This window comes from Staphylococcus sp. 231237_7MaSpsaltlick, assembly GCF_043107035.1.
On the sequence record NZ_JBICNX010000002.1, the window covers coordinates 15,891 to 37,237 of the forward strand.

18 protein-coding genes are annotated in these 21,347 nt (G+C 33.3%); 8 read left to right on the top strand and 10 right to left on the bottom strand.

From position 1 onward, the window contains the following. Positions 1-70: 70 nt before the first annotated feature. Both ACF91D_RS03265 and ACF91D_RS03270 read left to right on the top strand, forming a co-directional pair. Positions 71-1,186 carry a YibE/F family protein gene (locus ACF91D_RS03265; RefSeq protein ID WP_039068510.1) on the top strand — a complete coding sequence of 372 codons (1,116 nt, stop codon included), beginning with the start codon at positions 71-73 and terminating at the stop codon, positions 1,184-1,186. Continuing rightward, positions 1,183-1,965 carry a YibE/F family protein gene (locus ACF91D_RS03270; RefSeq protein ID WP_039068509.1) on the top strand — a complete coding sequence of 261 codons (783 nt, stop codon included), beginning with the start codon at positions 1,183-1,185 and terminating at the stop codon, positions 1,963-1,965. Before ACF91D_RS03265 ends, ACF91D_RS03270 begins: the two co-directional genes overlap by 4 nt. Positions 1,966-2,076: 111 nt before the next feature. On the opposite strand, the gene ACF91D_RS03275 is transcribed toward ACF91D_RS03270, so the two are convergent. Together ACF91D_RS03275 and ACF91D_RS03280 are read right to left on the bottom strand one after the other, a co-directional pair. After that, complete coding sequence (locus ACF91D_RS03275) at positions 2,077-3,321, bottom strand: ammonium transporter (RefSeq protein WP_327620915.1); 1,245 nt, start codon at positions 3,319-3,321, stop codon at positions 2,077-2,079. 109 nt (positions 3,322-3,430) lie between these two features. Beyond that, positions 3,431-4,291 (bottom strand): GNAT family N-acetyltransferase, encoded by an 861-nt coding sequence (locus tag ACF91D_RS03280; RefSeq protein WP_327620916.1) that lies wholly within the window; start codon positions 4,289-4,291, stop codon positions 3,431-3,433. 192 nt (positions 4,292-4,483) lie between these two features. Here ACF91D_RS03280 and ACF91D_RS03285 point away from each other — a divergent pair, with 192 nt between their 5' ends. After that, a complete protein-coding gene (locus ACF91D_RS03285) occupies positions 4,484-4,756 on the top strand; it encodes a hypothetical protein (protein WP_208181639.1) in 273 nt (90 codons plus the stop codon). A 144-nt stretch (positions 4,757-4,900) separates the two neighbouring features. On the opposite strand, the gene ACF91D_RS03290 is transcribed toward ACF91D_RS03285, so the two are convergent. Together ACF91D_RS03290 and ACF91D_RS03295 are read right to left on the bottom strand one after the other, a co-directional pair. Further along, a complete protein-coding gene (locus tag ACF91D_RS03290; RefSeq protein WP_101050881.1) occupies positions 4,901-5,887 on the bottom strand; it encodes a LysM peptidoglycan-binding domain-containing protein in 987 nt (328 codons plus the stop codon). Between the two features lie 153 nt (positions 5,888-6,040). Next, positions 6,041-6,826 carry an arylamine N-acetyltransferase family protein gene (locus ACF91D_RS03295; RefSeq protein ID WP_327620917.1) on the bottom strand — a complete coding sequence of 262 codons (786 nt, stop codon included), beginning with the start codon at positions 6,824-6,826 and terminating at the stop codon, positions 6,041-6,043. Between the two features lie 327 nt (positions 6,827-7,153). Between ACF91D_RS03295 and ilvD the strand changes: the two genes are divergently transcribed. Next, the gene (gene ilvD / locus ACF91D_RS03300) at positions 7,154-8,854 is read left to right on the top strand and encodes a dihydroxy-acid dehydratase (RefSeq protein ID WP_039068502.1); all 1,701 of its coding nucleotides are present in this window, start codon (positions 7,154-7,156) and stop codon (positions 8,852-8,854) included. A 377-nt stretch (positions 8,855-9,231) separates the two neighbouring features. Here ilvD and ACF91D_RS03305 read toward each other — a convergent pair whose 3' ends face one another. From ACF91D_RS03305 to ACF91D_RS03315, 3 genes are all read right to left on the bottom strand, one after another. Further along, positions 9,232-9,783: a GNAT family N-acetyltransferase gene (locus ACF91D_RS03305; RefSeq protein WP_039068500.1), complete on the bottom strand. Its 552-nt coding sequence runs from the start codon at positions 9,781-9,783 to the stop codon at positions 9,232-9,234. 254 nt (positions 9,784-10,037) lie between these two features. Beyond that, positions 10,038-12,290, bottom strand: a complete 2,253-nt coding sequence (gene lip / locus ACF91D_RS03310) for a YSIRK-targeted triacylglycerol lipase (RefSeq protein ID WP_327620919.1) — start codon at positions 12,288-12,290, stop codon at positions 10,038-10,040. 352 nt (positions 12,291-12,642) lie between these two features. Continuing rightward, the gene (locus tag ACF91D_RS03315) at positions 12,643-13,971 is read right to left on the bottom strand and encodes a sodium-dependent transporter (RefSeq protein ID WP_327620920.1); all 1,329 of its coding nucleotides are present in this window, start codon (positions 13,969-13,971) and stop codon (positions 12,643-12,645) included. Between the two features lie 301 nt (positions 13,972-14,272). Between ACF91D_RS03315 and brnQ the strand changes: the two genes are divergently transcribed. After that, positions 14,273-15,574 carry a branched-chain amino acid transport system II carrier protein gene (gene brnQ, locus ACF91D_RS03320; RefSeq protein ID WP_039068494.1) on the top strand — a complete coding sequence of 434 codons (1,302 nt, stop codon included), beginning with the start codon at positions 14,273-14,275 and terminating at the stop codon, positions 15,572-15,574. Positions 15,575-15,815: 241 nt separating this feature from the next. Continuing rightward, entirely contained in the window at positions 15,816-16,187 is a 372-nt protein-coding gene (locus tag ACF91D_RS03325) for an iron chaperone (protein WP_069792918.1), read from the top strand. Positions 16,188-16,297: 110 nt separating this feature from the next. On the opposite strand, the gene ACF91D_RS03330 is transcribed toward ACF91D_RS03325, so the two are convergent. The 3 genes from ACF91D_RS03330 to ACF91D_RS03340 form a co-directional block, all read right to left on the bottom strand. After that, positions 16,298-17,830 (bottom strand): flotillin family protein, encoded by a 1,533-nt coding sequence (locus ACF91D_RS03330; protein ID WP_069792919.1) that lies wholly within the window; start codon positions 17,828-17,830, stop codon positions 16,298-16,300. 190 nt (positions 17,831-18,020) lie between these two features. Continuing rightward, positions 18,021-18,722 carry an SAM-dependent methyltransferase gene (locus ACF91D_RS03335; RefSeq protein ID WP_327620921.1) on the bottom strand — a complete coding sequence of 234 codons (702 nt, stop codon included), beginning with the start codon at positions 18,720-18,722 and terminating at the stop codon, positions 18,021-18,023. Positions 18,723-18,898: 176 nt separating this feature from the next. Beyond that, entirely contained in the window at positions 18,899-19,879 is a 981-nt protein-coding gene (locus tag ACF91D_RS03340) for a ketoacyl-ACP synthase III (protein WP_039068490.1), read from the bottom strand. Positions 19,880-20,068: 189 nt separating this feature from the next. Between ACF91D_RS03340 and ACF91D_RS03345 the strand changes: the two genes are divergently transcribed. Further along, complete coding sequence (locus tag ACF91D_RS03345; protein ID WP_039068489.1) at positions 20,069-20,827, top strand: SDR family oxidoreductase; 759 nt, start codon at positions 20,069-20,071, stop codon at positions 20,825-20,827. Positions 20,828-20,857: 30 nt separating this feature from the next. Next, complete coding sequence (locus ACF91D_RS03350; protein ID WP_101050888.1) at positions 20,858-21,178, top strand: hypothetical protein; 321 nt, start codon at positions 20,858-20,860, stop codon at positions 21,176-21,178. Positions 21,179-21,347 lie beyond the last annotated feature (169 nt).

Sequence of the window (21,347 nt, forward strand, 5' to 3'; positions counted from 1 at the left end):
TAAATCTTTGAATTCAATAAAACTGGGGCGTATAATCACATTGTCTAAAAATAGAGAGGATTGAGTCAGCTTGAATTCAACTAAAAAAATATTGAAGCGCCCTTTTAATTGGGTTGTCTTTGTTTTTTGCATTATATTTTTAGGAGTTTTTATTTTCACTTTCATGAACGCTAAGTTTTATGACATACCTATAGGTCAAATTACCAGTATTGAAAATAAATCTACATCCCAAATCACAGATGAACATCATAACAAAGATACAAAACACAAAGAACAGTTAACAATCAAAATACTCAACGGAAAATACGAAGGTAAAACAACTACCATTCAACATCAATATATTGAGTCACAAGCAGACAGCGAAGCATATTCAACTAATAACAAAGTCCTACTACATATTGATGACAAACTCAGTAGTGCATATATCACGGAAAAGAAACGCGATAGCCTAATCGTTGCCATTACAGGATTATTTTTATTAACTGTATTACTAGTAGGTAGAAAAATCGGTCTACAATCTATTTTATCATTAGTAATTAATACAATAGTCGTCGTCTTAGCCATTTATATTCATAATCAATACCCTAGCATCAGTTTGTTCGGTTTGATGAGTATAGGCATTTTCATTTCAACAATCCTAACTTTAATATTGGTTACAGGATGGCAATGGCGTACACTTGTTACAATCATCAGCACATTACTCGGGACATTCATCTGCGTCGGAATCACGCAATTAGTCATACATTTCACTGATGGTTCCGGTATAAAGTTTGAAACAATGAGCTTTTTAACTTTGCCACCTAAAGAAGTATTTCTCGCTTCTGTGTTAATTGGTACCTTAGGAGCTGTAATGGATGTCGCTATAACTATCGCAAGTGGTATGGCAGAAATCTTACGCCGTACACCAGACATCAGCATGACGCGTTGGGCGATAGCTGGACGCAATATTGGGCAAGATATCATGGGCACTATGACTAATATCTTACTTTTTTCGTATTTATCAGGCAGCTTACCAATGCTACTCATTTACTTAAAAAATGCAAATACAGTTACATATACCATTTCTATGAATTGGTCACTTGAAATTTCCCGGGCAATCACAGGGGGTATTGGCATCGTACTAACAATTCCAATAACAATCTTATTGATGCAACTATGGTTTAGAATGAGAGGTGCTAATCAATGAGCGCTATTACAATTTTAGGACTAATATTATTCGTATTAATGCTTATATTCGGCGGTAAAAAAGGTCTTATCTCTTATATGACGCTATTCTTGAACTTTGTCATTCTTTTGATCGCAATTGTCATTATTATATTCGGTGCACCGATTTATCTCGTGACACTTATCTTCTGTATTATCATCGCAGCGTGTAACTTATTTATATTAAATAGTTACAACACTAAAACCAAAGCTGCGTTTTACGCGACTATTTTAACTACAGTGATACTAATCTTGGCAATTTATCTTTCTGTTTCAATCGGTGATTTACAAGGCTTTACGACAGAAGAACAAGACGAGACTTATATTTTTTCAATGAATATTGGTATCGACATGATCAAATTCATGGTCTTTACAATTGTGTTAGCAGTCATTGCAGCCGTGATTGATTTAGCGATTACCATAAGTTCTCCAATGTGCGAATTAAATGAAACGAATCCCGAATTAACTCAGAAAGAATTATTTCATTCTGGCATGCGTGTTGGTAGAGAAATATTAGCAACTTCAGCCAATACCATTTATCTGGCTTATTTTGGTGGCCAACTGACATTATTTTTCTGGTTCTTCAAACTTAATTATTCATTTGGCCATGTAATTAATTCGAAAATTTTTGCACAAGAATTTATTTCAATTCTTTTAGGCGGGATTGCCGTTGCTATTAGCATTCCAATTACAGCTTGGCTAACTGCTATTTTAATAAAAAGACAAAATATTTCATCCTCACAAAATAATCAACAATCATAACTTGAACCTATCGGGATTAGAACATGCACTTATGCCTATGTCTCGATAGGTTTTTAATATATACAAACTTTCAAACTTGCCTCTCACTTTCCCAATCGTAAAAACCAAAACTTAAGAGCGTCTATTCAATTTATTCAATTCGCCACTGAAATATGCATTTTCCCCATGAACTACATAGTCTAGACCTTGTTCTTCTTCAATTTTATCCGCAGCAAGTTCGCTAAATAGACCAATTACTTTTGCAATAATATATGTAACTAACCCACTAAATATAATCGTTACGACTACTGCCAATATTTGAACCATTACCGCCTGTATATTACCGCCAAATAGCAAACCATTTGAAATGCCATCATTAACTTTTTGAGATTGGAATACACCCGTTAATATCGCACCGATAACACCCCCGATACCATGGATTCCAAATGCATCTAAGGCATCATTATATTTTAATTTCACTTTGATATAATTAATCGCAAAATAACAACATACGCCACCTATTAATGCAATTAATATAGCACTTGTATAATCAACAAACCCTGCTGCAGGTGTGATTGCTACTAAACCTGCTAGCATTCCAGACAACATACCGATTAAACTTGTCGTCTTTTTCATCCAATATTCTATAATCGACCAACCTAATGAGCCTGCGCTCGCTGCTAACACAGTATTAATAAATGATGTCATTGCGATATGATCAAATGTTAACGCACTCCCTACATTAAACCCATACCAACCAATCCATACGAATATGCCACCTATTAATGAAATAATAAGATTATGCGGTGGTCGTTTATCAAAGTTTTTACCTGCACCTATCATCACTGCTAACACTAGTCCTGAAACACCGGAAGTGATATGTACTACTGTCCCACCGGCATAATCTATCGCACCAAGTTGGTCAATCCAACCGCCGCCCCACACCCAATGCGCTACAGGGCTATATACTAAAATCACCCATAAAAGCACAAAAATAAGATAAGGTATAAACTTCATTTTTTCTGCAATTGAACCAGATAATATCGAAACAGCAATTGTACAAAACATCATTTGGAATAACATAAACAATCCCAGTGGCACATGTGGAGCTATTTCCGTTTGCGTATCAAATCCAACATGTTGTAACCCCAAATATGTAAAATCACCTAAGATTGTATTTCCTGAACCGAAACTCAAACTAAAACCGAGTATTACCCATGCGAATGTCACGACTATGATAGCAGACATACTTTGCATAACTGTGTTCAAAACATTTTTAGACTGTACTAAGCCTCCATAAAACAAACTCAATCCAGGGGTCATCAACCACACTAATAACGTACAAAGAAATAAAAATAATGTATCATTCATATTCATAGCACTCACTCCTTTGTAGAAGATCATACCCCCTAATAAATTGGATCGCAAAAATGCGTCACATAAAATAACACACTGTGTTAATTTATGTGACGCACACATTCACTTTTTATAAATTCTGCTTCAAAATATATACAGGTCGGTCCTCTAAAAATGATGTTCCTACGTTTTGATAGCGACATTGTTGATATAATTTTTGAGCTACTTCATTATCCGTATTTACCGTCAAATAGATTTCATTAACATCAGGAAAATATTGCCTTAAATAGTTTGGTAACGATTGAATGACTTGTTTACCATAACCATGACCTCGATAATTCGAATCAATGCTAAATGATCTGAAAAATATCGCGTTTTTATTGTTTGAATAAGGTGCAACGCCATCCCCTTCATGCAATGTAAAGAAACCAACGCATTCCGACCTCGCATTATATACCAATGTCGGGTGGCGTTCCTCATCATTAGTAGCGAGCGTAATATTTTCTTCGGGGGTTTTTGTAAACTTTCTATCTTCCGCTGTAATATTGAACTGCTTTATATCTGAAATAAGCACTTCTTCGTAAGGAACAACGTTAATAGTCTCCTGTTGATTTGATTGCGCATCAATCCATGTTAAAACTGCTGGTGCAATTTTATAGCTTTCTGATTTATGTATCCACTGCATATCTGTAATTTCTTGGTCTGGTTCAATTGAATCCCAATTTATATTTTCTGTTGTATAGTAGCAATTCAGTTCTGTTTGTGTGTTTTTCTGAGGATATGCTTCTCCAACAACCGTTTTAAGATAAACAAAAGAAGACTCTGGTAAATCAAGTTGTAATTCTTCTTGTATTTCTCTTTTTAATGTTTCTGTATGTGATTCATTCTCATCTATCTTGCCACCGGGAAAATAATATTTTTCTCTATTTCTAACTTGAACAAGTAGTAAATACTCATTAGATTCAATCACCAAACAAACACATTTAATCATTTTTTATCACTCCATCCCCAATATTAGCAATCTTACTATTTTTATATGAATATCGCTTATGTTATCATATTTCAATATTGTATACATCTTATATTTTAAGCGACATTAGACACTTAAACACCAATCGTAAGTTTATAAAGTGTTATAATATTAAAATAAAAGTGCATTTTTAACAATGGAGGGTTTAACCAAATGGCTAAGAAAACAAAGATCAATCGCATTTCAAATGCTGTTAATTTTGTAGGTATTGCAGTAGAAGGTTTTAATTGGTATGCCTATCAGTCAAGAAACAAAAAATTAATCTATGCTAGTATGGCAATTACTAGCGTTGGCGCAGTATTAGATTTCTATACTGCTTTAAAATCACCGCGTAAATTCGCCAAAATATTTTCAACTTTCACACTTGCAAGCACGCTATTCACAACAGCAAAACGAGTTAAATCTTTACGCAAAGAAAGTGTATAATAGAGCATTACACTTTTCATTAATATTTTGTAACTTCAATTTCGCAAGTCTTGCATTATACTAATTTATTTTAAATGCTCATATAAAAAGCTCGTATTACAGTATGAAATATATAACTGTAGTACGAGCTTTTACTATATTTATTTAGTGAATATATTTATATGATTTAACTTGTGACGCTGGAATTGTTCTATACGTAACAGTACCAGGTGCAGCAGAATAATTCATTTCAGATACAGTGATGCTACCGTTCGAATTTACTGATTCTACAAAAGCAACGTGACCATAATACCCTAAATCAGACTGTAAAATAGAACCTACTGTTGCATTATAATCAATAGTATAACCATCAGCTGCAGCACCAGTGTCCCAATTATTGGCATTCCACCAATAAGTACTGATACCTTTACCGATTTGTGCACGTTTATTAAATACATGCCAAGTACATTGTCCCCAATCATATAAGTTAGAATGATTGAATATAGGTGACTTGTAGCCTGATGATCCTGTAGAACCCGTTGAACCAGAACTGCCAGTAGATGCCGTACCTGATACTTTCAATTTTTGACCAGGGTAAATATTAAAATTCGACAAACCGTTTAAGCTCATGATTTTTTGGTATGTCGTTCCATATCTCGCAGCTATTGCTGATAATGAATCACCACTTTTAACTGTATATGTTGTTGTACTTCCACTACTTGTATTTCCTGAAGTATTCGAACTACCAGTAGATGCCGTACCTGATACTTTCAATTTTTGACCAGGGTAAATATTAAAATTCGACAAACCATTTAAACTCATGATTTTTTGGTATGTCGTTCCATATCTCGCAGCTATACCTGATAGTGTGTCTCCTGATTTAACCGTGTATGTCGTCCCAGTTGATGTGTTTGAAGTTGTATTGGAGCTTGATGTTCCTGACACCTTCAATGATTGATTTGGGAAAATAACATTTGAAGTCAAATTATTCAATGACTTCAATTTGTCCACTGAAACATTAAATTTATTCGCTATTGACCATAATGAGTCACCACTCTTAACTTTATAAGTTGTAGCGGCATCTGCGTTTGTTGACGAAACTGCTGCTATGGCACTTGTGCCTATTACAGTCGCAATAATTTTTTTACGCACTTATGTAAACCTCCTAATATATCTCTATTACACTTCGTGTCTATACTCACTCTTTTATTATACAATGTAAAAATGTACATTAATATATTATTTAGATGACATTATGATTACAAACAAGAACATAAAATATAAAAATTGTAATATACAACTTATTTAGGAACGTTCAAAGGTTAATATATTTATATTATCAATACCAAAATAATCATCTAATATCGCCAAATAATTATCACTTGTCACAGTTTTCTTCACTTTTTCACCGTGCTCTGTAATAGTTAGATGGGAATTAGACAATGTTATACGGCCAGTATCAGTCGCTTTACTTATTATTAATTTTTTCACAAATATAGAACTAGGATTGTGTTGGTTATAGGTAATACCCGCTTCAAAGTCTGAAATAGTTTTAGGTACATCCATCGCTCGATATTGAATTTGCCATCCACCATCCTTATACTTACACATCTCAATGGTTTGCGTATCTATATAAGAAGCTTTGAAATAACCATTTATATCACTGATGACTTCTTGAGGATCAGATAAAGGCATAGCCTCTTTAGGTACATCCGCGTACCCAACATCTACTAAATAGTTTTGTTGATTTATCGTTACCTTGAGCGCCATGTGAGACCCTCTCATTGCCCATCCATCTCCCGTATTAATCGTCGCGGATATCAACTCGACGTCAAAACCTTTTCCAACCAAATAGTTTTTGAAAAGACGATTTTGTTCATAACAAAAACCTCCCCTATGTTCTTGAATAATTTTGTGGAGCATAGCCTCATCATTTAATGCAATAGGTTGCTTATTTTGAACATTTATATTTTCAAAAGGAACATGCGAAACATATTGATGAATATAATGGTTTAATGATAATAAATCATTTTGCTTATATTTTTCTGTTTCAACTTCTAAATAATTTTCTAATTGACTGAAATCTGTCATTTTAATTCCCTCCGTCCACACTATCCTGTAATACACATACATTTTAATCCAATAACATTACTGAAAACAATTTTTAGATTTTAAAAAATCGATTAATTCCTGATTTTTTGCAATAATAAATACAGGGATGACAAAATGTATAGGGCATGATAAGTTTGACATTATTCGGATATACAGATAATGTATACTTTCGATACTTTTTAAATAACATCAGAAATCAACACAACTTTATACGTTCTTAAAGTTTTTCATTATAGACGTATGACTAACTATTAAAAATTCTGATTTTTCTAAAATTATAAAATAATATATCTAGGGGGTCATCACTTGGCTAAAGAACAAGAACAACAAACGAATCCACAAGACTTACGTATACGTAGTAAAGTAATTAGTGAAGGGGTCAGTAGAACACCAAACCGTGCTTATTTACGTGCACTCGGATTTGAAGATGAAGATTTTCAAAAACCAATGATTGGAGTTGCCAGTACTTGGAGCGAAGTTACTCCATGTAACATGCATATTGATGGTCTAGCACGCGCAACAAAACAAGGCATTAGTGAAGCAGGTGCTTCGCCGTTAATTTTTAATACCATTACAGTTTCAGACGGTATCTCTATGGGGACAGATGGTATGCGTTTTTCATTACCTAGCCGTGAAATTATTGCTGATTCCATAGAAACAGTTGTTAGCGCCGAAAACCTTGATGGGGTTGTAGCTATAGGTGGCTGTGATAAGAACATGCCTGGTTGTATGATTGGAATTGCTCGCTTGAATTTACCTGCTGTATTCGTTTATGGCGGAACGATTTTACCGGGAAAATTAGATGGCAAAGATTTAGATGCCGTATCTGCATTCGAAGGCGTTGGACAATATAATAATGGAGAAATTGATAAAGAGGCATTACATAAAGTAGAATGTTCTGCGTGTCCTGGTGCTGGGGCATGTGGTGGTATGTTTACCGCTAACACGATGTCATCAGCAATTGAAGCGATGGGTATGAGTTTACCAGGGAGTGCTTCTCATCCTGCGGTTTCTACAAATAAATCTAAAGATAGTAGAGCAGCAGGAAAAGCTGTTTATAAATTACTTGAAAAAGGCATTTATCCAAAAGACATAATGACTAAAGAAGCCTTCGAAAACGCAATTACTGTTGTAATGGCATTAGGTGGTTCAACAAATGCTATTTTACACTTGCTTGCTATCGCACATACTATCGAGGTAGATTTGACACTAGATGATTTTGAGAAAATTCGTAAACGTGTACCTCATATTGCTGATCTTAGACCAAGTGGTAAGTATGTGATGGCACACCTTGACGAAGTGGGTGGCATCCCTGCTGTTATGAAATTACTACATGACAAAGGGTTAATTCATGGTGATTGCTTAACCGTAACTGGTCATACAGTAGCTGAAAATTTAGCTGAACAACCAGACCTAACTGATAATAAGGAAATCATAAATTTCGAAGAACCTAAACATGCAACTGGTCCACTTGTTATCTTAAAAGGTAACTTGGCTCCTGAAGGTGCTGTAGCAAAAATTTCTGGGCTTAGTGTCACTTATATCAAAGGACCTGCACGCGTTTTCGATTCAGAAACGAAAGCAACTAAAGCCATCCTAAATGACGAAATCAAACCTGGCGATGTAGTAGTTATTCGCTATGCAGGGCCTAAAGGCGCGCCGGGTATGCCCGAAATGCTATCTGCGTCCTCTATCCTTGTAGGAAAAGGACTGGGCGAATCTGTAGCATTACTTACAGATGGAAGATTTTCTGGAGGTTCTCACGGCCTAGTGATTGGTCACGCTGCACCTGAATCTCAAGTTGGTGGACCAATGGCACTCTTAGAAGAAAATGATACAATTACCATTGATGCAGAAAAACTTGAAATTAGTTTCGATGTTTCAGAGGAAGAACTTGAACGTCGCTATCAAAATTGGGAAGTTCCACCTCTAAAAGCGACTAGAGGCACACTCGCTAAGTATGCTAAACTTGTTTCTTCAGCGTCAAAAGGCGCAATAACAGACTAAATACCATTATAATATAAGCAAAAAGGTCTTATTACAAAGTGTTTTCTAATACATTGTAATAAGACTTTTTTCTATATAATGTGCATTTATTCACAAAAAGACACTTTATAATGCGCAATTGTTTATTTATTTTATTTTTAGCCGTTGGCGAATGATTTTTCACAACTTAGGGAATATCAAACAAAATTGAACGCAATTGTATTATATTAAACTTAACAAAACAAAGCGAGGTGAGTTACATGAGCTTTATCATTGATATCATCAAAAAAATCGTTGGTTTATTCACAGGTAAATAATTTCTAGAAATTATTTGAGAGATCGAGGCAGTCAATGTCTCGATCTCGTTTTTATTTTATTTTTTATAATGTATGCTACATTTATTCTCCTACACCACGCCATTCAAGTTTTAATATACCCATTTTAACAGCGTCAAAATATTGCCCATTAACACTTCTTGCTTGTCTAATTCTAGCTTCTTCTTGCATACCAACTTTTTGAGCAAGCTTAATCATTCTTTTATTACCTGACCATGTCGAGATTCCTAACCTATGAACAAAATCTTTCTTAAATAAATAATCAATCCATAGTTGAAATACTTCTGTCCCAATACTACTTTCCCAATAATCACTATTGTAAATAACAATACCTATTTCTAACCAATTAGTATTTTTATCTATCCAATATGAACCGACAGTACCTATGAAATTGCCATTCATCATAATTGCTAAAGTGCTTTCTACATTTGAATAGATATAGCGGTTTTTCTCTAGCTCGTTAATAAATGACGATTTATCTATTTGCGGTTCCTTGATATAAGGACCATTCCACTTTTTAGCGTTTTGTTCAATTTCTTCATATTTCCAATAGTATAAATCATTCATAATCTTTTCATTAAGCGACTCTAAAGTTCCCTTTGAAAATTTTATCACTATATCACTCCTAACTATTATGAATTAATATACTTTAATATGACCTATAATTAAAACGCAAAAAGGAGCTAGACATAAATCAATAATTACCAATTGATTTCAGTGCCTTGCTCCCCTGCTTATAGACATTATCATTACTTTGTTAAATTTATTTTTAGAAAAACAATGTTTTAATCACACGGAATAATGATCCTAATAAATCAAATAAATCTCCAGTCATGACATTACCTCCCTTATTAAAATTCAATTTTTGTTTAAGCATCAAATTGCTCGTTACGAACTAAATCTGCTGCTAAATTATGCCAAAACTGTTGCAACTCTTCAGTAGGATGATTGGAATCAGTAGAATCTTGTCCAACAAAATCAACATGATCCCAACCGTGTTTAATTGGAGTCACTTGCCATATACCTTTTTTCACTTCATTTGTAGCTTCCGTAAAGGCTTGATTAAATGGATGTTGTGATGAAATAATAGATACTAATCCGTCATTTTCACGCCACTCTTTTTCTGCAGCTTTACCAATTACATTACCTGTTATAGTAAATGGTAGAAACATATTAATATCTGATTTTTGATTTCCAAGCAAAGTAGGTCTTGTTGATTCTCCAGTATAAGTTTTGTAGATAATGTTAGGATTTAACGACGTGTTTTTATTTAATTTAGCGGCGCCTTCTCTAGTCAAATCATAAAAACCATTATCCTTTGTTTTCCATAACCCGCTATTTTGAACACGCTGTACATACTGAGCATATGTTTCTCCTTCTCTTTGTTTAAGCCCCCATTGGCCAAATCCAAAGTCTACTTTTGAGTTTTTATTACCTTTGAATTTTGCATAATCAAAAGCTAATTGTCTAACAAGAGCCTCATTACCTAATGCATCTGCAGCATGTGTACCATTATGCGGCGTACCTATAGTAGTAATTGAATTCACCATGTTATCGTGCTTTCCCTGGAAGAGTGGAGAAATGTTACCGCCATGTTCTTTTTGATATTCTATTTCTGCTGGGTTACCATTACGTAATAATTCCTCAAGTTGCCTTACTGTTTGACCGCCCATACTATGAGCTACTAAGTGCACTTTTTTACCTGGTTGCCAATCTTTATATACACCTTCATATGTTTTACCATAACGTTCGTGACCGTATTTTTCGGCATGGGCTGCACCATAATCTACTGTACCGCCCTTGATATAGTAATAAAGCTCTACAGCACGGTCATAGTTACTACTTAATGCACCAATACTCGCTTCGTATGTTTCATAACCATTACTTTCTAAATCTTGACGAATATTTAATTTATCTCCACCCCAATAATGTGCTAATACTGATGGGTTAATATCATCAGTAAAACCATTGAAACCATGAACTAAAATGATTGGGTCTTGATTTTTATACTGCCCTTGTTTTGCAGCTTTATTAGGTTGTTCATTCGTTTTTTCTACATTTTGTTGCGTTTGGTTCTTCGGCGTTGCTACCGCATTTTCTTTCAATGTATTTAATGCTTTGTCAGGATTATCCTTATTATCTTGTTCTGAATCATGATCCACAGTTTGATTTGGTAATTTATCTAACGATGTTCCCTCTTTTTTATTTTCATCATTTTTAACAGGTTCATTTAATGGCGTCTGATTGTTTTCTACCACTTTGTTTTGTTTAGCGTCTTTATAATTCACATGATTTTCTTGTTGCTTTAATTTATCTTCTGGATTAAATTCTGGATCTACTTCTGACTCTTCTTGTTCTTTCTCTTTGTCTTTCGCATTAAATTCTGGATCTACTTCTGTCTTTTCCTGTTCTTTCTCTTTGTCTTTCGCATTAAATTCTGGGTCTACTTCTGTCTTTTCTTGTTCTTTCACTTTGTCTTTCGCGTTAAATTCTGGGTCTATTTCTGCCTTTTCCTGTTCTTTCTCTTTGTCTTTCGCATTAAATTCTGGATCTACTTCTGTCTTTTCCTGTTCTTTCTCTTTGTCTTTCGCATTAAATTCTGGATCTACTTCTGTCTTTTCCTGTTCTTTCTCTTTGTCTTTCGCATTAAATTCTGGATTTACTTCTGTCTTTTCCTGTTCTTTCTCTTTGTCTCTCGCATTAAATTCTGGATCTACTTCTGTCTTTTCCTGTTCTTTCTCTTTGTCTCTCGCATTAAATTCTGGATCTACTTCTGTCTTTTCTTGTTCTTTCACTTTGCCTTTTGAATCGTTAACTTTATTTTCAGCGTTTTGTTGATCTTTATGTAAGCTAGTATGAGTTGCTTGATTGTCTTTTTCATCATTCATTTGTGTCTTATCATCATTAACCGGTGTATTTGTGTTGTCATTCACTAAATTTTGATGTTCATCATCTCCCAAACGATTCCCACTACTTTCTACTTGTGTGCCCGCTTCATTTTGCTTATTTTCTTCAGCAGCTTGTACAGTTCCTATATTCAAAAATAATAATGAACCAATTAAAATGGAAGAAGCGCCGACAGCAAATTTACGTATACTATATTTATTTCGTTTCTTCTCCATATCCAACACCTCTAATTTTTATGATTTTAAAACACATCTCATTTACAAAGGACAAACTAGATGAAAAAATTAATAATAAAACGCGGTATTAGTTCAAAAAATTTACCTATCAATGCTTTCATACCACTCACTCCTTCCGAAAGAAAACGCTTACATTGTTTGGGAAAAATTTTATTTATCAAAAGAATTTCCAATCAATTGTTAAAACATCTCGATAATTAACAACAAAAACTTTCAATAAATAATTTAATTAGATTTTACTAAATAAAGTATTTTTAGTCAATAACTGATTACAATTAAATGACGCACAATAAAAATCCCCAGAGCGTTAAGCAGCGGGGATTTTCCATAGTTATATAAATTGAGCTACGAATATCAACACAATAACTACTGGTAAAATAAATTTAATTAAGTAGTACCATGGCATAAATAATTTAAATCTATCTGTTCCAAAATGTGTTTTTAAGTCATTTTTATCTAATAATTGACCAACTACAAGCGTCGTTCCTAATGCGCCTAATGGCATTAAAATATTTGATACTAAAAAGTCCATATTATCAAATATTGTTCCAGCACCAAATTGAATGCCACTTAGGCTACTAAATGACAAAGTGGCCGGTATACTAATGATAAATACTAAAATACTTGCATAAATTGCTATAGCTTTACGTTTTGAATTATCGTTTTTAGTAAAGTTTGAAACATTTAACTCAAGTAATGAAATCGATGATGTCAGTGCAGCAAATAAAAATAGAATTAAAAAGATAAAATAAAACCCTTGTCCATAGGCCATTTGATCAAATACTTGCGGTAACACTTTAAATAATAATCCAGGTCCCTCAGTAGGATTATATCCAAAAGCTGCAATAGCAGGGAATATCGCTAAGCCTGCTAAAATAGATACCAAAATATTCATTCCTACAATTGAAACAGCAGATGTCTTAATTGTCATCTCTTTTGAAGCATAGCTCGCATAGGTAATCATTCCTGTCGTTCCTAAAGATAACGTGAAAAATGACTGCCCTAGCGCAAATAATACACCTTCCATAGAAATATCTTTTAATCTAGGTTGTAATATATATTTTAAACCTTCAATCGAACCTTCTAACGAAAGTGATTTAATTACGATGATAATTAGAAAAATAAATAATAGTGGCATCATAAATTTAGAAGCTTTTTCTAACCCTTTTTCTACACCCATCATTACAATAATCATTGTTAATAGAATAAAAATACCTTGTCCCGTTATCGTTAACCATGGATTTCCTATAATTGACTCAAACTTTATACTTCCTAATGTACTATCGCTAAAAGTCACTATTTGGAAAGCTACATTCAAGATATAGATAATAATCCAACCACCTATAACACTGTAAAAGCCAAATAATATAAATACAGCTAAGTTACCATTCCATCCAATAATATTTAGCCGTTTCTTTTTAGTTAATTTTTCATAAATTTTAGTCGTGTATGTTTTACCCATTTTTCCGACTGTAAATTCCATCATAAGTAATGGCAATCCAACGAAAATGGTAAATACTAAAAACATTAATAAAAATGCGCCACCGCCGTATATCCCAGCCATATATGGGAACTTCCACATGGCACCTAGCCCTATCGCGGAACCAGCACTTGCTAAAATAAACCCTGTCGAGGATTTCCACTGTGATTGTTTATTCATAAATTCTACATCCTTTATATTTTACAAAACTTTATTGCGTTAAAGCGTTTGTGTGACATAGCATCTACTATACCATTTTTCCATATTTGACTCAATATGTTTTTTCGACTACTAAAGCTACAAACTTGCCATTACAGTCATTAAGCAAATTAAAAACTTTTGAATATTTCATGACTTTTCCTACTTGCAATACTTTAAATATTAAAAATTATCTGACATTTCATTGAATAAACTGATTATTTATGTTAAAGTAGCATGTGTTTTGTGCAAGATAATCTCCTTGAAATTGAGGTATATAAAAATGAATAAACTTATCCTAATTTCTGGTCTAATGTTATTCTCATTTTTCTTTGGCGCCGGAAATTTAATATTTCCACCTATGTTGGGTTACACAGCTCAAGAAAATATGTGGGTTTCAATGACTGGATTTGCTATTACTGGTATATTACTACCTTACTTAACAGTTATTGTAGTTGCCTATATGAATGGTGGCGTAGAAAGCATCGGTAACAGAGTCCATCCGGTATTCGGTACGGTCTTTGCAATCTGTATTTATTTATCAATCGGTGCATTATACGGTATTCCTCGTGCTGCTAACGTTGCCTATGAAATTGGAACCAATCATATATTACCCGTACATAATCAATTCACTTTGATTGTGTTTTCATTAATATTTTTCCTTATTGTTTATATTATCGCTTTATATCCAAGCCGCATTATAGATAATTTAGGTAAATACTTAACGCCAATTTTAATAATTATTATCGCGCTTTTATGTATATTGGTAATAATTAACCCTGAAGGTTCAATTGGGCAAGCAAGTGGTGAATATGCTCAAACCCCACTAGTGTCAGGTATTCTGCAAGGATACTTTACGATGGATTTAGTAGCCGCCCTTGCGTTTTCCGTAGTTATCGTCCAAATGTTTAAATTAAATGGCGTTGATAATCAAAAAACACTCGTCAAGCACGTGATTAAAGCAGGTTTAATATCAGCAGCTTTACTGCTCGTTATTTATTTTGCACTTGCTTATGTCGGAGCTACAACAAGTCATCCTGGATTCAAAGATGGTACAGATATTTTAACGTTTAATTCTTTACGTGTGTTTGGATCTATTGGTAATTTATTATTCGGTATTATTGTTATCCTAGCATGTTTAACTACATGTATTGGCTTAGTCAATGCCTGTGCTGCATTTGCTATGAAAAAATTACCTAAAATATCTTATAAAAAGTTCGTATTGGTATTCTCTTTACTTGGTTTTATCGTTTCAACACTAGGTTTAGAACTTATTTTACAAATCGCTGTTCCATTATTAACATTTATTTATCCAACATCGATTGTATTGGTACTGATTTCTTTAGTTAGTATTTTCATTCCATTTGAAATGAGATTTGCTTTTATCTTACCGACTATTGTGACACTCGTTATCTCAGTGCTACAAATACTAAATGATTTCAACTTATTTAAATCGCTAAATGCGTTATATCAAAAGTTACCGTTAGCTGATATTCAATTAAGTTGGTTGTTACCATTTATCATTTTAGTTATTGTCGGTTTAATTATTGATTTTTTAAAAAGAAATACTGTAAAGCCATCATAATCTTGAAAACTTTTAACTGTTAATATCTGAGACATAAGTAATAGTCTTTAGACTTTTTTTAATACTTGTGTTTTAACATAGAATTTAAAGGGAGTGAAGATATGAAATCATGTTATTGAATTCATATCTTCACTCCTTATTTTTAATATGATATCTGAGGATAATATCTATTGAATTTGTTATGATAGCTAATAAGTAATTAAAGCAATATTCCATATAAATAAAAGAATGGAGTTTTAATATGAATGAATTCAAAGATTTTTTAGAGTCTATTGATAATGCATCACACAAAGAGAAAATGGAAGCTATTTTCAATTGGATTTCAGAAACATTTCCAAACCTTGAAACTACAGTAAAATGGAACCAACCAATGTACACAGATCACGGCACTTTTATCATTGCGTTTAGTAAATCAAAAGCACATTTCTCAGTAGCACCTGAACCAAAGGCATTAGCTGAATTCACTCAAAAAATAAAAGCCGCTGGTTACTCACAGACGAATAATTTATTTCGCATAAAATGGGAGCAAGATATTGACTATGCCTTATTAAAAGAAATCATCCAATACAATATCGATGATAAGACTGATTGTGCAACGTTTTGGCGAACGTAATCCAAACATTTTCAACATTTAAAAAAAGAGACCCTCTAACTTCATGAAGTAGGATCTCTAATTTACCTCAGTACAAAAGTTTTATAACTTTTGCTTACTGAGGTTATTTTTTATTTTTCTGTTGTTTGGTTATTGTCGTCATTACGGTTATCTTTTATTTGATTTGGAGTATCTTCAATAGACACTTCATCGTTGCCCTTTTCTCTTTGTTCTAAAGACGTATCATCATTTGTTTCTTCATTTTGTTCGAAAGCATACGTTTTCTTTTGATTTGAAACATTTTCAAGCATCTTAGTTAAATTAAAACCGGTCATTTGGTTTAAACCTTCTTCGGCGTTAGCCATTTGGGCAATAATACCTTTTGATAATGAATTGACACCTTCACCATTTCCACCATCTAAAATACGAATATTTTCAACATTAGATAATGGCTCAGCCAACGCTCTAGCAAACTCAGGCATTGTTTTAATCATCAATTCAGCTAACATAACATCTTTATTCTCAGCAAGCGCATTCGCTCTTTCTCTTAAACCGTCAGCTTTGGCTTTCTCTTGTTCTCTGATAACTTCTGCTTCAGCTTTACCTTCTTTAAGTCGTGCTTCATAAGCAGCTTCAGCTTGCTTTATCTTAATTGTTGCATCTGTTTCTGATTGTTGACGACGCACGTCATCTTTTTGACGTTGAATATGTACATCATTCTCACGTTCCATCTGTATCAAATGTAACTCATTTTCTTTTTCGCTACGTTGAACGTTTAATTGTTTTTCTTTGATTTCTAAAGCTCTAGATTCTTTTTCTAACTGCCCTGAAGCTTCAGCTTGGGCTTGAGCTTTATTTGTTTCACTTAAAATAGCTTGTTCTTTTAAATCTTTCTCTCTACGTGAATCTGCAACATTCATTTGACGAGATATTTTTTCTTTCTCAGTTAATTCAGTATTCTCAGCAATTTTCATTTCAGTTTCGCGTGCCGCATCACTTTCGGCAATGTCAGCTTTTTTCTTAATTTTAGCAATTTCAGGTTTCCCTAAATTCTCTAGGTAGCCTTCGTTATCGCTAATGTCCGATAGCCCTAATGACGTAATAGTAAAGCCCATATTGTTAAGTTGTTCTTGAGCAACTTCGGTTACTTTATTATTAAATGCCTCTCTATCTGAATTGATTTCCTCTACTGTCATTTTAGATAATATTGCTCGTAAGTTGGTATTCAACACTTGTGATATTTCTTCAGATACTTCATCTTTTGATTTCCCTAAGAATTGTTCAGCATATTTAACAATACCTTGTAATTGATCTGCAACTTTAACTGTAGCAACTGCTTCAGCCTCTATGCCAACACCAGCTTTGGTCCACACAACCGGCGTTTTAATTTCCAATTGGAAAGATTTCAATGATATACGTGTTGATGATTGGAACATTTTCATTCTATAACCGCCACCACGGACCACTCTCATATGACGGCCTTCATCATCTTGATAAACATTAGATTCAGTTTTTGGATTACCAATATTTGGTCCAGTAATAATTAAAGCTTCGTTGGATGGCACCGTTTTAAATCTTGCTTTCATATAAAGATACCAAACTAAACCACCAAATAGTATCAGACCTATGATAGTAGCAATACCGATTAGTACTAATAGATTCATGTCACTCGTCTCCTAATTTGTTTTATATTTTGATAAATTCTAAATAAACACTCCATATATCACTTTATTATAAATACAATAATAAGTATATATTTATAATGAATAATCTTTAAATCTATTCAAAAACTTTTGATATTAATTTGATTGCAGACTAATATCAAAATAACAAAAAGTGAGTTTAAGGCATTTCTCATTTTTTAATCTTTAACATAGTATTTGCATTAGTTTGGAATTCATAATCAACTTTTACTTCTTCTATTTTACAACCTAGCTCAGACAAATACTTTATTATATCGTCTAGCTTCTCATAACGTTCACCTTTTAAATTAACAATTGGAAAAATACGTATTTCTTTTTTAGTTACCCTTAACATTTCATTTATCGTCTGTTTATGAAAATTATAATCAAAGTGATCAGCGTACATAAATAAAAAATGCGCAGATAATAAGATATCAAATTCATTATTTTTATACGGTATCTTGGGCAATGAGGCTACTTTATATGATTTAGGATATTGTTCCATATCATAAATACAATCTGTTAATGCTTGCATTCTATGCCTCTTCAAGTGGCTAATATTCTTAAAGTAACTCCAACAATAATTTGATTTTGATGATTGCATCTTCTCCATAGCGTGCTTTAAATCATCTTTCCCCTTATTGTATAATTCTGTAGCATTAAAAGTATATGCAATATCGCATGCCTCTATATTCAAACCCTTGTTTCTACCTATCGCTGTAAATGAACATGCACCAGCAGGGCAATCTAATATTTTTTTGCCTTCCAAGTCAGCTAAATGTAATCTAAACATATGTAAGTACTCTTCATACGTACGACCAATAAAAATAATCCGATCAATCTCTAGTTTCGTACTTTCTCCCTCTTCGCTCATTTATATACTCCTTGTAATTATTACATAAGTCTAATGAAATTTTTAATCATGCTTACATATAGTTTCTAATCCATTAAGCGCTACAATTTTGTAATATTTCAAAGCTCGCAGTTGTTCTTTATTAATAGGCTATATAATCAATTCTATGCTCGTTCACACTAATTTTGTATCATCACCTATAACGTCCATTTGATTAACGTAGATGCATAAGCTAATCCACCGCCAAATCCAACTAATAAAACTAAATCACCTTTTTTGATTTTATTCTCTTTGACTGCTAGATCGATGGCCAACGGAATTGTAGCAGATGACGTATTGCCATAGTATTCAAGACTTTTTAATGCTTTATCTCTTGCTATACCAGATTTATCACATATAGATTCAATCATTCTAGCGTTCGCACTATGTGGTACAAACCAATCTAAATCTTCTTTCGTGTAATTGGCTTTATTCAAAGTCTGCTCAATAATTCTCGGTACATTGCCTACTGCCCATTTGTAGACACCACGGCCATTTTGGACAATAAATCCTGGATTTTCTAACGCTTCGTCAAACATTGCTTCAGATAATTCCGAACAATATAAATTATGACCTTTTTTACCATCTGAGCCGGCATCACTGGCTACAAAACTCGTTTCATCTTCACTATATTCTACTAAAAATGCACCCGCGCCATCTCCGAATAATATGCATGTGCCACGATCTTTATAGTCTGTAATCTTAGATAATGTTTCTGCTCCTATAACTAAAACTTTCTTATTTTGACCTGAAGTTATGAGACCATTTGCAATATTAAGACCATAAGTAAAACCAGCACAAGCCGCATTAATATCTATTGCACCTGCATTTTCCAACTCTAACTTAGCTTGTACATAAGAAGCGACACTTGGCGTTTTATAATCGGCTGTCAACGTTGCATTAACAATCATATCCACATCACTTAAATCGACTTGATATTTCTCTTGTAAATCTAACACTGCTTTATAACTAATATCACTTGTATACTCGTCTTCTTTTGTAATTCTTCTCTCTACAATTCCAGTTCTTTGTTGTATCCATTCATCTGACGTATCTACTATATTTTCAAAATCATGATTATCCATTATTTGTTCTGGAACGTAGGAACCCTGTGCAGTAATTTTGGCAAACGAATTCATCTGATCATCCCCTTTGACTATAATAATTATATATTTCCATATTATTCATGCTACTATTTTCACAAACAAATTTAAATGATAATTTTAATTATAAATTTATAGATTTAAATAAAAAAATCATCAAAAAGCTTGCTTGATATTGCGCTCTAAGGTTTATTGTTGAAATATATTCAAAGGAGGTTTTATAATATGGGAAAATTCAATAGTTTAAATGACAAAGTTGTAGTAATTGCAGGCGGTGCAAAAAACCTTGGTGGCTTATTAAGTAAGAATTATGCTGAGCAAGGAGCCAAATTAGTGATTCATCATCACGATGAACAATCTTTGGATGAAGCTCAAGACACTCTTGCACAAGTTGAATCACTAGGCGGTGAAGGTACATTATTTTCTGGTGATTTAACGCAAGTGAGTAATGTTGAATCCTTATTCCAGCACGCTCAAAATACTTTTGGAAAAATCGATATTGCTATTAACACAGTAGGAAAAGTGCTGAAAAAACCTATTGCTGATACGAGCGAAGAAGAATTTGATAACATGGCAGATATTAATGCAAAATCAGCTTATTTCTTTATAAAATACGCTGAAAAAGCTATGAATGACAACGGTAAAATTATCACGCTGGCAACTGCTTTACTTGCCGCCTATACAGGATTTTACGCTACTTATGCAGGGGGAAAATCGCCCGTAGAACATTACACACGTGCAGCATCTAAAGAATATATGGACAGAGGCATTTCTGTTAATGCTGTTGCTCCTGGACCAATGGACACATCCTTCTTCTATCCTCAAGAGAGCGAAGAAGCGGTCGCATTTCACAAATCACAAGCACTTCATAACCAACTAACAAATATTGAAGACATTGCGCCCATTATTACTTTTTTAACCACAGACGGTTGGTGGATTAATGGACAAACATTATTTGCAAATGGTGGTTATACTACGCGTTAATGTATTTAAAAATTAGGAGGTTATTAAACTATGTATTACTTTGTAGCAATCTTTAAAGATACTGAAACAGAAATACAAATCATTTCAGAAGAAAGTGTTATCGACGACAAGCGCATTACAATTCCTAATGAAAATTATGTGAATGCTTTAGCCAAAGAAATCATAGAATTATCTCATCAAAACCAGTTGTATCATAATGATATTAAACGCATCGGTTTATGTATCAATGATTATACGTTAGTAGGCTACGACACAATGGACGACTTACAAAAAGATTTAGCATCCACATTTGGCTTTGAAGCCATAATTGACAATAATTATGAACATTTATTAGCAACACTTATTAAATAATAAAAAGATTTAAATTCAAATGCAATCATTCTATAAAAAAACTACAAAATGGAATTTTCACAAGTTTTTAGTATATCTTAATTCATATGTTTTATGCTCGTCAGATATATCATAACCTTGTGCTTTAAAAAGGCAGGAATACAAACATAACGTTTAAGTTGTGTGACCT